A 15,079-nucleotide genomic window follows, 5' to 3' on the forward strand; every position below is an offset into this window, starting at 1 on the left:
TTCTTCAATGCTTCGGCCAAGCTTTCTCTTATTTTTGCGGATGCGATGAATTTTAGTGTTGCGTTTTAACTTTTCGGGCAAATCACAGTTTCTGCTATCCATTAATCCTTGATCGACATAGTTATACAGGGTTCTAGTACAAACCGTTTGATTACTAGAAAATTCTCCTATAGCCAAACTGCGATTGGCACATACATCAAGCGACCAGTCGTCTTCAGAGAAATGCTTGTTAACATATTCGATAAAATCAGATTTCTTCAAGAAGCCTGATTTGCGGCCACAATGGTATCGATTAGCCTGATAAACGCTTTAACCGTGATCAGCCTTGTACCGCCTCTGTTTGCCATGATAAAGAGAAACAGTACCGCGTTTGACTTCATAGCTGATGGTAGACGGGAAACAACCAAGTTCACGTACAATAGCTCTAAGAGAGAAGCCGTCTTTAATACGAGTTTGGATAATAACCCGCTCTTCGAATGATAAGTCTTTGCCTTTAATGCGCTGATTCATGGTAGAATATAAAGAGTCCATTTGTGACCTCCAATAGAAGTTTTTGTGGTTATTAACATTCTATCAAACAGGCCCAGATGGGCTTTTATTTTTTACAAAGTGTTCAATTTAATTTTACAATCGGCCAATATCCAATATAAAAATATATAAGATCATTTTATCTTTTACATTAAAAAATAATATTCATAAAAGCACCTTTATAAGTGACCAGCTACCCAAAAATAAGGCGTTAAATTCTTATGAGAGTAGCATTAACATTAAAATTTTGCAAACGTTATTGTTATATAATTAAAAAGTTCACATAAATATTTTAGTAATATAGGAGATATAGTTTATGGTTGAATCACAAAACAATCCTAAAAAGATGATGTGGACGACCTTGGCAATGATGGCCTTCTCTACCGTATGGGGATTTGGTAACGTTGTTAACGGCTACGTCTACTTTGATGGAACAAAGGTCATCTTCAGTTGGATCGTAATGTTCCTTCTCTACTTTGTTCCTTATGCACTGATGGTTGGTGAACTTGGTGCCACTTTCAAAAACGCTGAAGGTGGGGTTTCATCTTGGGTTAACGCCACAATGGGTGCCAAATGGGCCTACTACGCTGGTTGGACTTACTGGGCCTGCCACGTTGTTTATATTTCAAGTAAGGGTACCGGTGGTTTGAGAGCCATGGCCTGGGGTATTTTTGGTAATACTCATTGGTACGATGGTTTACCTACTGCTTGGACTCAATTTGCAACTTTAGTTGTCTTCTTGTTCTTCTGCTGGGTTGCCAGTCGTGGTATTCCAGTTTTAAAGGGCTTAGCTACTGTTGCCGGTTCTTCAATGTTCATCATGTCAATCTTATTCATTATCATGATGTTCGCAGCTCCAGCTATCAACCCACATGCTGGTTTTTACAGCATCAACTTCAATTGGAAGAACTTAATGCCAACATTTAATGTTAAGTACTTTACTTCACTTTCAATTTTGGTATTTGCCGTTGGTGGTTGTGAAAAGATTTCTCCTTATGTAAATAAGGTTAAGGATCCATCAAAGAACTTCCCTAAGGCAATGATGGCTCTTGCAATCATGGTTATGGTTTCAGCTATCTTAGGTACTTTTGCCATGGCATTGATGTTTGATCCTAAGGTAGTTAACGCTAACCTTAACGAATACATTTCAAACGGTGCCTACATGGCATTCCAAAAGCTTGGTGAATATTACCATGTTGGTGGCTTATTCATGTACATTTATTCATGGTGTAACGTAATCGGCCAATTCTCAACTTTGGTAATTAGTATCGATGCTCCACTTAGAATGCTTCTAGGTAGTAAAGAAGCTAAGGAATTTATTCCAAAGAGTTTGCTCAAGCTTAACAAACACGGTGCCTACATCAACGGTATCTGGATGGTAGTTATCTTGTCAGGTGGTTTGATCGCAATTCAAGCCCTTGTACCTAACGCACAAGCTGTTATGGCTCAATTGGTTAAGTTAAACTCAACTACTATGCCACTTCGTTACCTTTGGGTATTCACAGCTTACATTGCTTTAAGAAAGCACCAAGAAAAGTTTGAAACTACTTATCAAATGACTAAACATCAAGGTTTAGCTTACACTGCTGGTATTTGGTGTTTCGTAGTTACTGCTGCATGTTGTATCTTTGGTATTTACTCACCAGATCCATTCACATTGCTCTTAAACATCTTGACTCCAATCATTTTAATTGCATTAGGTTTAATCCTTCCAACAATTAAGAAACATCAAGATGCTCAAGCCAACTAATACTAAAGCATAAAAAAATAGCGATGATTTTAATCATCGCTATTTTTTATATCTTAAATTTTACTTAGTCAAAGTTTGACTACTTTCAAGCAGCTCTGCACGTTGTGCCAAGTTAGTGTAAAGTCTGTTGTTGGCTACTGCGATACCTTCAATTTCACGACCAGTGTGGAATTGGTAAGTATCCTTAACTTCACCGTTCTTGGCAATCTTAGCAATTACATCGTTAAATGCAATGTAGAAGTTGTTGTTCTTAGGATCATAAGTGAAGCCTTGAGTGTAAGTGTTTGAAACAATGCCACCCTTAGTTGCACCTACAATAGTTGGATACCAGTTGTCACCCTTACGGTTGAATTCCCAGTATTCAGTTTGATCGTCATCCTTGTTGTAAGTTGTAGTGTACATCTTGTTATCACTTACGATTACGCCGTTTTGGAAGTAACGACCTTCTGATTCACTACCGTTCCAGCATTTAATAGTCCAGATCTTGTTTATGCACATGTCGCTCTTACGGATTTGAACTAATTCAGTTGAGAAGTTACTCTTGTATGAAACTTTATTATTGTTGTTCAATACATAGACGTACTTGTCGGTAGAACCCATAGCTTGACCGTGGCCAATTGGAATATAAGGACTTACCTTAATGTTCTTAACATATGAGTTAAACTTGCTTTGTGACATATCAAGTAAGTATTGACCGTTAAAGGCGTTAGTCAAGTTGTTCAAGTTGTAACCCACAATGTGGCCGTCAGTAATAGTAGTACTGCTGAGCAAGCTAGTGTAAAGCCAGCCGTTTGACATCGTGATACCTTCTGGAATGTGACCTACACGGTTAATGTAGTCGTCATCTTTAATGTTTCTAGCAACACTCAATAAAACTGGTTGGAAGAATCGAGTCTTAAAGGTTAAATTACCATCATCACTAGTATAAGTATGCTTAGACTTATCAGGAGCAAAGTCAGTCTTAGTTACGTAGTTAGCTGAACTACCATAGTAAGTCTTCCAAGACTTCAAGTTACCGTCAAATGACTTAGCTTGAACCTTGCTTGCGTCGGCAATACCTTCCTTGGTGCTCTTTCTAACAGTTACCTTAACTGTTGCCTTAGCAGAACCATAACTGTACTTAACATTGTAAGTACCTGGATCAGTACAGTCGATCATATCTTCAGATACATCTACATCTTGGTTATCAATCACAGTACCCATATTGTTGGTTACATAACTGATTGCATCAGTAGGATCAAAGAGGTAGTTGCTATTTCTAACCAAACTTACAGTCTTAGGAACAGCAATTGTGTTTCTAGTGAAATAGTTTTGGTTTACGTAACCAACCTTACGGCCGTCTACGTAAATACGCCAATAAGTACCATTATCTCTAGTCTTAATACTTTGATCTGATTGAATATGAGCGTATTGGTAGTCACTTGCATCAGCGATCTTGCCAGAAGGCTTACCATTGCTGATCTTCTTGTAAACATTGTAGCGTCTACCACTACCCACTTTAACCATCAAATCATAAGAAGTACTGGTTTGAACTGGTGCTTTTTTACTATCACTAGAGCTATTAGTATCTGTTGTCTTACTTGCTGAGTTAGCGTCAGCAGCAGAAACAGGTTTAGCATAGCCCATTAACAAACCTACACTAAGTGCTACAGCAGATGTAGCGGTTAAAATTTTATTTGTATACTTCAAGCCTATCCTCCGATATTACATAATTTTGATTTTACATAGTAATTATAATATATAAGATTCACTCGCAAAAATACAATTTCAATACAAGTAAGTCTCATTATTTGACACTTTTATTACGAAGTGATTTAATTAGCACTGTACTTGAATGAGTGCTAATTAAATATAACGAAAAATTTAGGAGGCAAATTTATGCTAGTACCTACAGTTATTGAACAAACTGCTCGTGGCGAACGTGCTTACGATATTTACTCACGTTTGCTTAAAGACAGAATTATCATGCTGAGTGGTGAAATTAATGACCAAATGGCCAACTCAATCATTGCTCAATTGCTCTTCTTAGATGCTCAAGACAACACTAAGGATATTTCACTTTACATCAACTCTCCTGGTGGTGTTATTACCTCTGGTCTTGCTATCATGGACACCATGAACTTTATCAAGTCGGATGTTTCTACTATTGCAATTGGTATGGCTGCTTCAATGGCTTCCATCCTTTTGACTAGTGGTACTAAGGGCAAGCGTTTCGCACTTCCTAACTCAACCGTCCTTATTCACCAACCATTAGGTGGTGCACAAGGTCAACAAACTGATATTCAAATTGCAGCTAACGAAATTTTAAAGAGTCGTAAGAAGATTAACGAAATCTTACACGAAACTACCGGTCAACCTTTGGACAAGATTCAAAAGGATACTGAACGTGACAACTACTTAACTGCAGAAGAAGCTAAGGAATACGGTTTAATTGACGAAATTATGGTCAACAAGAAGAAGTAATCATTAACTGATTACGCAAAAAAAGATCACTTCGATTGAAGTGATCTTTTTTTATGCTCTTAAACTTTCCGCAATTTCATGTAATTTTTTAAAGCGGTGATTTACTCCTGATTTAGAGATAGGACCATCGGGAATCTGATCCGCTACTTCTTTTAAAGTTAATTCAGGATGGGCCAGTCTAAAACGAGCTAGCACTTGCAATTTTTCTGACAAATCATCTAAGCCCTTTTCTGCCTGAATTGTTTGAATATCTTCAACTTGTTTAGCCGAGGCAGAAGCTGTCTTTTTCATATTTGCGGTATCGCAGTTAACCAAACGGTTAACTGAGTTACGCATATCACGCATAATCCGCAAATCTTCAAAATTAAGCATGGCATTTAATGCACCTACAATATGCAAAAAGTCGCCAATTTTTTCAGCTTCTTTGAGATAAACGATATAACCTCTTCTTCTCTTAGTCATTTTAGCATTCAAATAGAAATATTCATTCATAATCTTAGCTAGATCTTCATTATGATCTTCATAAGTTGAATAAACCTCTAAGTGATAACGACTAGTTTCAGGGTTATTGACGCTACCACCGGCTAAAAAGGCACCACGCAAGTATGACATTGCCCCTTCACGAGACTTACGAATTCGTTCAGGAATTCTGGTTACTAATCCCTTTTCAGGATCCCAAATTTGCAAATTTTCCAGAATTTCTTGCACTTTTTGATTAAGACGAACTAAGTATTGATTATTTTTCTTTAGTTTCATCTTGCGCGAAACAATCAGCAATGGCTCAATACCGTAAGCTACTTTGATTAATTTAAAAATGCGTCGCGCAATCGCAGGATTTTCTGTTGTAATATCTAAACTAAATTGATGATCATGAAGATTTAAAACTCCATTCATCCGCAAAAAAGCGGCTAACTCTGCTTTTGCATGCTCTGGATGCACCTCAAGCGAAGTTAGCTCCTTTTTGACCTCACTAGCATAACTAGCCATTAATTTTCCTTCATTCTCTTTCGTGACATTGCTTCAAATGCCAGATTAATAATTTCCTTAGCTACCTTTTCACCATCATGGAAGACTAAACCATGTCTTTGATCAATAAAGTCATCGGTAATTACACGACATTCTTGTGCTCTTAAACCTTCAAAGTCATTTCTTACAGGTTCAAGATAAGCATCATAATCTTCAGGGTGGAATTTGCTCATATCAATTTTAGCGCCATTAACCAAAGCAGTATTGATATAGTGACCACCTAAGTGATTATTGATTACTTCTACGTGTTCTGCATCACTAAAGTGATCAGTTTCACCGCGCTGAGTCATAATGTTACAAATATAGATAACTTCTGCTTCAGTCTCACGAACAGCTTCACCCAAGTTAGAAATCATCAAGTTAGGCAAAATTGAAGTAAACAAACTACCTGGTCCTAGAACAACGGCATCGGCTTGCATAATTGAAGCAAGAACCGGTAATACTGCCTTAGGTTCTGCATCTGAGTCAGTATCGGTAACCCAGACTCTTTTAATTCGCTTATCTTTAGAAGTGATTTCGGTTTCACCGGACTGAGTAGTGCCATCGATAAATTCCGCATTCAAGGTTAATGGTTCATTTGAAGCAGGGAAAACATGGCCATCTACTCGCATCATTTTAGATAAAGATTGAACTGCATCAAAAATATTGCCGTGCATTTCATTCAAGGCAGCGATAATCAAATTACCAATCGCATGACCTGAGAAGAATGCATCAGAGGAATCAAAACGGTATTGGAAAATATCTTTTTCTTCTTGTGGTAAATCACTTAATGAAACCAATACGTTTCTAATATCACCAGGCGGAACAACGTTAATAAAGTTTCTAATGGAGCCAGATGAGCCACCATCATCTGAAACAGTAACAATTGCAGTAATTTCCGCATTTTGATCTTTTAAGGCATTTAATATAACTGGCAGGCCTGTTCCCCCACCAATTACGACTATCCGTGGGCGTCTGCCTTTAATAACGCGCACGATTCTTGTTTCTCCGTATGACATTGTCATGCCTACTTTCTAATATAGCGACTCACTTCACGGTGAGTAATATCGACTGGATACTTTTTAGCTAAATCGCGAGCAAGTTGTTGAGCAATTGACACACTACGGTGTTGACCGCCTGTACAACCAATTGCAATTGTAAGTTTCTCTTTTCCTTCTTTGATATAGCCAGGAATCGCCGTCTCAAGCAGGTCTAACAACTTATGATAAAAGACTTGCGTTTCTTTTTTATTCATTACGTAGTCAAAGACACGTTTGTCTAGTCCTGTAAATGGACGCAATTCTGGAATATAAAATGGGTTAGGCAAAAAACGTACATCCATTACAATATCTGCATCGATTGGCATCCCATACTTAAAACCAAATGACATAACTTCAATTGAAAATGGTTGTCGCTTACGATCACTAAAAGTATTAATTAACTTTTGCTTTAATTTCTTAGTAGACAAGTTAGAAGTATTAATAATGTAGTTAGAACGATTTTTAATTGGGGTTAAAATGTGACGTTCTTCTTGAATACCATCAAGCAATCGTCCCTTACCATCATTAGCTAATGGAGGCAAACGTCTTGTTTCTTTATATCTAGCTACTAAAACATCATCTGAAGCATCCAAAAAGAGAATAGTTGCTTGGACATTGCCGTTATCCTCTAATGAATTAACTTCATCTAATAAATCTGTGTAAAAACTTTTTACTCGTAAATCAATTACTACTGCTACTTTATGGAAATCATTGGAATTATTGATTAAATCCCAAAAGCTTCCTAGTAATGTGGGAGGAAGATTATCGACTACAAAATAGCCCATATCTTCAAGGTCATGAGCAACAACAGTCTTACCTGCACCACTCATCCCCGTGACAATTAATAATTGTTTTTTCTCATCAGCCATCGTTAGTTCCTCCTTGCATAAATTATATCATACACCCGGGCGTTTCATTTTGACAGCAAAAAAAAGAAGCCTTACGGCTTCTTTTAATATTAACGATGCATAAATGCTAAAACGATTTCGTTGATTCCGAATACCAAAAGCCAGAAGGCAACAAGCCATACCAAGCTTAATGCTGCTAAAACTGGGTTAAAGATCAAGCAAATTGCGATGATCAAACTGATGATATTCAAAATTAGGTTAAAGATGAAGTAGCCACCTGAGAAATCACGTAAGTGCCATGAAAAGGCAATACCCACAATTGAGTCTACAAAGAACCAAATTGCGAACAAGTATGCAATGGTTAAGCCACCTACATCGTATGAGCATAAGAACAAAATACCAACGATAATGTCCAAAATACCTGAAATAAGTGCTACCCAGCTACGTGAGAAAAAGCTTCTAAAACGTGAATAGCCGGCAAGCCATACTAAGCCTTGTACGATTGAAATGATTGCAAAAATTAAAACGAATGCATGTAAACCTTTAGCAGGGTGTCTCAAAAGAATAAATGAAACAACTACCATTAAGATACCTGCAATAAAGGCACCCCAGTCAAAACTGCGGTTATCTCTAGAACTTGAAAAAATATCCATTTTTATCCTCCTTGCTACATATTTTACACTTATTTGAGGATAAAAGATAACTTCTAATTTATTTTTGCGCTTCTTCGGTTAACTTCGTATCACGCTCGAGTACTGGCTTAAGGTATTGACCAGTATAGCTTTCCTTAACTTGAGCGACCTCTTCCGGTGTACCTGTGGCAACAACTTGACCACCACCATCACCGCCTTCAGGACCTAAGTCGATTAACCAGTCGGCATTCTTAATTACATCAAGATTATGTTCAATGATTAAAACGGTGTTTCCCTCATCAACCAAGCGTTGCAATACTTTAAGCAAGCGTTTGATATCATCTGTATGCAAACCAGTAGTTGGTTCATCAAGAATGTAGAAATTTTTACCGGTAGATAATTTTTGCAGTTCTGCGGCCAACTTCATTCTTTGAGCTTCGCCACCAGAAAGTGTCGTAGCAGACTGACCTAATTTAACATAGCCCAAACCTACATCGACAATCGTTTGCAACTTGCGTTGAATCTTAGGGATATTTTCAAAGAACTTGCATGCTTCATTGATCGTCATATCTAGCACTTGAGCAATATTCTTACCACGGTAGGTTACTTCAAGTGTTTCTGAATTATATCTGCTGCCATGGCACACTTCACAAGGTACATAAACATCTGGCAAAAAGTTCATTTCAATTTTAATGATACCATCACCGTGACAGGCTTCACAACGTCCGCCTTTAACATTGAATGAAAAACGTGCCTTGGTATAACCACGCATCTTTGCTTCATTGGTTTGAGCAAAAAGCGTTCTAATATCATCAAAGACACTGGTATAAGTTGCAGGGTTACTACGAGGAGTTCTACCGATTGGACTTTGATCAATATCAATAATCTTTTCGATATTCTTGTAACCTTTGATCGACTTATATTTACCAGGTTTAGTGGAATTATTATTTAGTTTCTGTGCTAAAGCTCGCTTCAAAATCATATTAACTAAAGTTGATTTACCTGAACCAGACACGCCACTAACTACAATAAATTTACCTAATGGGAATTTAACATCAATATTCTTTAAATTGTTTTCTTGTGCGCCAGTAATTGTAATAAATTTGCCGTTGCCCTTACGACGTTTTAATGGCACTGGCACGAACTTTTTACCAGAAAGATATTGACCTGTTAGTGAATTAGGATTCTTTTCTACTTCTTCTGGCGTACCTTGTGCCATCACTTTACCACCATAGACACCGGCACCTGGTCCCATATCTACCAAATAATCGGCTTGGCGCATAGTCTCATCATCGTGTTCAACCACAATCAGTGAATTGCCTAAATCGCGCATGCGTTTAAGTGATGCAATCAAACGATCATTATCACGTTGGTGCAAACCAATTGAAGGTTCATCTAAGACATACATAACACCAGACAAGTTAGAACCAATCTGCGTAGCCAAACGAATTCTCTGAGCTTCTCCACCAGACAAAGTATTGGCTGAACGAGAAAGGGTCAAATAATCAAGTCCAACACTATCCAAGAATGAAAGACGATCTTTTACTTCTTTTAGAATTGGCTTGGCAATCACAGTTTCTTGTTCGCTAAACTTTACGCTCTTAAAGAATGCCAATGCTTTATTAATAGACAAATCTGAAGCTTCGGCAATATCCTTGCCCATAACTTTGACTGCCAATGCCTTTTCATTAAGACGCTTGCCATGACAAGTAGCACAGGTTAATTCAGTCATGTACTTGCCCATTACGTCACGCATAAATTTAGACATTGGTCGTCTGTAGCGTCGTTCAACATTAGCCATTACGCCCTCGAATGGTTGCGTTGTATCATTAACACCAAAATCGCCAGTAACATGGAATTTTACCGATTTAGTAGAACCATGCAAAATGATGTCTCTTTGACGCTTAGTTAATTTATTAAATGGCTTGTCCATTGGAATCTTCAATGCGGTACAAGCTTGCTCAAGCATTTCTGAATAATAATTAGAAGTCTTCCATGGAGCAAGTGCCCCTTCAGCTAAAGTCAGACTTTTATCGGGAACAACCAAATCTTCATCAACGGCAAGCTTTACTCCTAAGCCATCACAGTCAGGACAAGCACCAAATGGCGCATTAAATGAGAACAATCTTGGTTCCATTTCACCAACTGTAAAACCACATTTAGGACAAGCATAGTATTCAGAGAAGTTCATCATTTCGCCGCCAATGACATCAACGTTCATGTAACCATCTGACAAACGCAATGCGGCTTCAACTGAATCAAATAAACGAGACTTAATACTGTCTTTAACGATTAAACGGTCAACCACGATATCGATTGAGTGACGCTTATTTTTCTCAAGATTAAATTCTTCGCCAATCTCATGCATTTCGCCGTCAACGATGACACGGACATATCCGGCACGTTGAACTCGCTTGAAGACTTCCTTATGTTCACCGCGTTTAGCACGAACTACAGGAGCTAGTAATTGAATCTTGGTTCTTTCGGGCAGCGCCATAATTCGATCAACCATTTGATCAACGGATTGTCTTTCAATTAAAGTGCCATCATTAGGACAAATTGGGTGACCCACTCTAGCCCAAAGAAGACGTAAATAATCGTTAATTTCAGTAACCGTTCCTACAGTTGAACGAGGGTTATGTGAAGTAGTCTTTTGGTCAATTGAAATAGCAGGATTTAAGCCATCTATTGAATCAACATCTGGCTTATCCATTTGGCCCAAAAATTGCCTAGCATAACTAGACAGTGATTGTACATAACGACGTCTACCTTCGGCATACAACGTATCAAATGCTAAAGAACTTTTACCAGAACCAGACAAACCGGTAATTACTACTAACTTGTCTTTAGGAATGGTTAAATTAATATCTTTTAAATTATGTTCACGTGCACCGCGAATAACAATTCTATCATTTGCCATTAAAATTCTTCCCTTTTCTTGTCTTCGGCTTTCTTGATGATGACTGCAATTCCATAATTGCATCCCGCAAGTTAGCAGCTTCTTCGAAGTCAAGCTTCTTGGCAGCTTCCTTCATCTGCTCTTGCAAGTTCTTGATCATATTCTTCTTTTGCTTGGCTGTTAACTCATCAAAGTTCAAATCTGCAAAGCTATCGGATTTTTCTTCCTTAGCATCTCCAGCAGGCTTAGTAACCGAAATTACATCTTGAATTGGTTTAATAATCGTCTTAGGCGTAATACCATGCTCTTTATTAAATTCTTTCTGAATCTTACGCCGTCTCTTAGTGGCCTTAATCGCTGCCTTCATGGAATCAGTAATCGTATCAGCATACATAATTACCTCACCATTGGCATTACGAGCAGCACGTCCCATCGTTTGAACCAGTGGTCGATATGCACGTAAAAAGCCTTCCTTATCTGCATCTAGAATTGCCACTAAGGAAACTTCTGGTACATCGATCCCTTCACGCAAAAGGTTGATACCGATTAAGACATCAAACTTGCCTAGTCGCAGATCACGCAAAATTTGCATTCGTTCTAGCGTCTTAATATCTGAGTGCAAGTAACGGACCTTTATTCCTAAATCCTTCAGATAATCGGTCAGATCTTCAGCCATCTTCTTGGTTAAAGTAGTAACAAATACACGCTCGTTGCGATCAATTCGCTTGTTAATCTCACCAACCAGGTCATCGATTTGCCCTTCAATTGGCCTTACTTCAATCTTTGGATCTAGCAAACCAGTTGGTCGAATAATCTGCTCTACCTTGTGGTCCGTTCTTTCAAGTTCATAATCACCAGGAGTAGCAGATACGTACAAAATTTGATTTACATGTTTCTCAAATTCAGACAACTTAAGTGGACGGTTGTCTAAAGCTGATGGCAAACGGAAACCATAATCAATCAAAGTCTTCTTACGATTGCGGTCACCATTATACATCGCACGAATTTCTGGCATAGTCGCGTGAGATTCGTCAATTAAAATTAAGAAATCATTTGGGAAGAAATCGAGCAAAGTGTATGGTGGTTCGCCGGCTTTTCTACCTTCCATATGACGAGAATAGTTTTCAATCCCATTGGTATAACCAACTTCGCCCATCATTTCCATGTCATACGTGGTTCTTTGCTTAATTCTTTCAGCTTCAAGCAATTTACCCTCGCCCTCGAACTTTTTGACTTGCACTTTCATTTCCTTAGAAATCGCCTTAAGTGCGCGCCTCATTTGTTCGTCATTAGTCATAAAGTGCGTTGCTGGGAAAAGCGAAATACTTTCACGTTCGCCAATTACTTCACCAGTCAAAGAATCAACTTCCACAATACGATCAATCTCATCGCCGAAAAATTCAATTCGATAAGCGTGCTCAGAGTTACCGGCAGGGAAAATTTCAACCACATCGCCACGCACACGAAAACGTCCACGTTGAAAGTCAATGTCGTTACGGTCATATTGCAAGTTAACCAAATCACGCAATAAGGTATTGCGTTCATATTCTTGACCTTCATGAATCATTAACACGCTGCGAGCATATTCTTTAGGATCACCCAAACCATAAATACATGATACTGAAGCTACCACAATCACGTCGTTACGTTCCATCAAAGCTGATGTCGTGGCGTGACGCAACTGATCGATTTCATCGTTAATTGATGAGTCTTTTTCAATATAGGTATCAGATTGTGGTACATAAGCTTCTGGTTGGTAGTAATCATAGTAAGACACAAAATACTCAACGGCATTATGTGGGAAAAAGCTCTTAAACTCGCCGTAAAGCTGACCAACCAAGGTCTTGTTGTGCGTAATTACCAAAGTGGGTTTATTAAGCTTGGCAATAATATTGGCCATAGTAAAAGTTTTACCAGTACCAGTTGCACCTTCTAGGATTTGTTCTTTATAACCTTTTTTAAAACCAGCTGTTAATTCATCAATAGCTTGCTCTTGATCTCCAGCGGGTTTAAATTTAGATACTAACTCAAACTTCCGATCTTTTTGTCGTTTAATCATAAATTTCTCCTCAAGAAAAAAGTTGGACTTGATGCCCAACTTTTCAACTAGTATTTATATTTTACTACCGCGAACGTGCTTTCGCACTAAATATGCTTAATTATTTTAGAAGTTCAGCCAAAGCTTTTTGGTAATCTTCAGCAGCTTTTTCTGCAGTTGCAATGTCCTTCTTGTTGACACCTACATAAGCCTTAATAACAGGTTCGGTGCCTGATGGACGAAGTGCAACCCAAGTTTCATCGTCCAAGAAGTACTTCAAAACGTTTGATTCTGGGAAACCTTCAAGTGGAGTTACCTTACCATCTTCAACAGTTTCTTTCTTCAAGAAGTCTTGAATCTTGAGTACCTTGTGACCATTAATTTCAGTCAAGTGTTCATTACGCAACTTGCTCATCAATTCTGCCATCTTCTTTTGACCGCCAATACCTGGCATTTCAATGGCCTTGGTGATTTCGTATGCGACACCATACTTCTTCCAGATTTCTTGTAAACCATCGAAGACAGTCATGCCACGTGAAGCGTAGTAGCTAGCAACTTCGGCAAACATCAATGCGCCTTGCATAGCATCCTTATCACGTGCAAATGGTTTGAACAAGTAACCATAACTTTCTTCAAAGCCCATCAAAAACTTAGCATCGCCAGCCTTGTTCATGCGGTCAACTTCTTCACCGATATACTTAAAACCAGTCAAAACATGTTTGGTCTTAATGCCAAAGGCCTTTGCAATCTTAAATGGCAAAGCACTTGAAACTACTGAAGTAACAATTTCATAGTTGCTACTCAACTTGCCATTTTCTTTAAGGTGAGCAAGTAAGTAGTAAGCCATCAAAGTAGCGATTTGGTTACCAGTTAAAACTTTAAAATCGCCGTCAGCTTTTCTAACTGCAGCACCCATTCTATCTGCATCTGGGTCAGTAGCAATAATGACATTAGCATTTACTTTATCAGCAAGCTTGAATCCTGGCTCAAATACATCACGATATTCTGGGTTTGGCTTAATAGTTGTTGGAAATTCTGGGTCGATAATTGATTGGCTTGGAACAGGAATGACGTTATCAAAACCACCTTGTCTAAAGGCACGGTCGTAAAGCATCTTACCAGTACCATGAAGTGGTGTGTAGATAATCTTCAATTTATCGGCATTTGCCTTAACCATGTCCTTATCAACAGTAACTTGCTTCAATTCGTTCAAGTAATCTTCATCGACGTCTTCACCGATTAATTGTAAAGTGCCGTTTGCACGAAGTTCCTTAACTGGTGCAGCTTTAACACCAAAAATATCGGTAACTTTTTGAGCATAGCTAAACAAACGATCAGCATGTTCTGGTGCCATTTGTGCACCATCTTCACCATAAACTTTGTAACCATTGTATTGTTTAGCATTATGAGAAGCAGTAATGTTAATCCCTGCAAAAGTATGTAAATGACGAACCGCATATGAAAGTTCAGGGGTTGGTCTTAAGTCATCAAATAAGTAAACGTGAATGCCATGTGCTCCAAGTACGCGAGCTGCATGTCCTGCAAATTCTCTTGAGTGATATCTTGAGTCAAAGGAAATTGCGACACCACGTTTTTTAGCTTCTTCACCGTTTTCTTCAATTAAACGTGCCAAGCCTTCAGTAACTCGGCCTACAGTGAATAAATTGATTCTATTGGTACCCGGTTCAAGGCGTCCTCTCATCCCTGCAGTACCAAAATTAATATCTTGACCAAAGGCATCTTCAACCCATTTTTCATCTTTGCCCAATTTATTTAATTGATCCTTTAAATAATCAGGTAAGTTAGTAGCATTTTGCCATTCTTCATAAATTTCTTTAGCGTCCATTTTGTCCTCTATTTCATTAAATCTACATAA

10 protein-coding genes and 1 pseudogene are annotated in these 15,079 nt (G+C 38.3%); 2 read left to right on the plus strand and 9 right to left on the minus strand.

Annotated features, from left to right (window positions below; translation table 11 throughout):
- Window positions 1–531 (minus strand): annotated as a pseudogene (locus WS44_RS04170) (helix-turn-helix domain-containing protein); the annotation flags it as partial.
- Window positions 532–844: 313 nt separating this feature from the next.
- Between WS44_RS04170 and WS44_RS04175 the strand changes: the two are divergent.
- Window positions 845–2,278: an amino acid permease gene (locus tag WS44_RS04175; RefSeq protein ID WP_013437499.1), complete on the plus strand. Its 1,434-nt coding sequence runs from the start codon at window positions 845–847 to the stop codon at window positions 2,276–2,278.
- 60 nt (window positions 2,279–2,338) lie between these two features.
- Here WS44_RS04175 and WS44_RS04180 read toward each other — a convergent pair whose 3' ends face one another.
- Entirely contained in the window at window positions 2,339–3,967 is a 1,629-nt protein-coding gene (locus WS44_RS04180; protein WP_013641669.1) for an SH3-like domain-containing protein, read from the minus strand.
- 189 nt (window positions 3,968–4,156) lie between these two features.
- Between WS44_RS04180 and clpP the strand changes: the two genes are divergently transcribed.
- Window positions 4,157–4,741 carry an ATP-dependent Clp endopeptidase proteolytic subunit ClpP gene (gene clpP, locus WS44_RS04185; RefSeq protein WP_013437497.1) on the plus strand — a complete coding sequence of 195 codons (585 nt, stop codon included), beginning with the start codon at window positions 4,157–4,159 and terminating at the stop codon, window positions 4,739–4,741.
- A 51-nt stretch (window positions 4,742–4,792) separates the two neighbouring features.
- Here clpP and whiA read toward each other — a convergent pair whose 3' ends face one another.
- The 7 genes from whiA to WS44_RS04220 form a co-directional block, all read right to left on the minus strand.
- The gene (gene whiA / locus WS44_RS04190) at window positions 4,793–5,728 is read right to left on the minus strand and encodes a DNA-binding protein WhiA (protein ID WP_046433288.1); all 936 of its coding nucleotides are present in this window, start codon (window positions 5,726–5,728) and stop codon (window positions 4,793–4,795) included.
- Complete coding sequence (locus WS44_RS04195; RefSeq protein WP_013641668.1) at window positions 5,728–6,765, minus strand: gluconeogenesis factor YvcK family protein; 1,038 nt, start codon at window positions 6,763–6,765, stop codon at window positions 5,728–5,730. Before WS44_RS04195 ends, whiA begins: the two co-directional genes overlap by 1 nt.
- A gap of 8 nt (window positions 6,766–6,773) precedes the next feature.
- On the minus strand, window positions 6,774–7,655 hold the full coding sequence (gene rapZ / locus WS44_RS04200; protein WP_013437494.1) for an RNase adapter RapZ: 882 nt from the start codon (window positions 7,653–7,655) through the stop codon (window positions 6,774–6,776).
- A gap of 89 nt (window positions 7,656–7,744) precedes the next feature.
- Window positions 7,745–8,287, minus strand: coding sequence for a DUF308 domain-containing protein (locus WS44_RS04205; RefSeq protein ID WP_013641667.1), 543 nt, complete (start codon window positions 8,285–8,287; stop codon window positions 7,745–7,747).
- Between the two features lie 58 nt (window positions 8,288–8,345).
- Complete coding sequence (gene uvrA / locus WS44_RS04210) at window positions 8,346–11,186, minus strand: excinuclease ABC subunit UvrA (RefSeq protein WP_046433291.1); 2,841 nt, start codon at window positions 11,184–11,186, stop codon at window positions 8,346–8,348.
- On the minus strand, window positions 11,176–13,224 hold the full coding sequence (uvrB, locus tag WS44_RS04215) for an excinuclease ABC subunit UvrB (RefSeq protein ID WP_046433294.1): 2,049 nt from the start codon (window positions 13,222–13,224) through the stop codon (window positions 11,176–11,178). Before uvrB ends, uvrA begins: the two co-directional genes overlap by 11 nt.
- Before the next feature lie 100 nt (window positions 13,225–13,324).
- Window positions 13,325–15,049 carry a phospho-sugar mutase gene (locus tag WS44_RS04220; protein ID WP_013437490.1) on the minus strand — a complete coding sequence of 575 codons (1,725 nt, stop codon included), beginning with the start codon at window positions 15,047–15,049 and terminating at the stop codon, window positions 13,325–13,327.
- Window positions 15,050–15,079: the final 30 nt, after the last annotated feature.

It is taken from the genome of Lactobacillus sp. N54.MGS-719, assembly GCF_000980505.1.
Taxonomy (GTDB): Bacteria; Bacillota; Bacilli; order Lactobacillales; family Lactobacillaceae; genus Lactobacillus; species Lactobacillus amylovorus.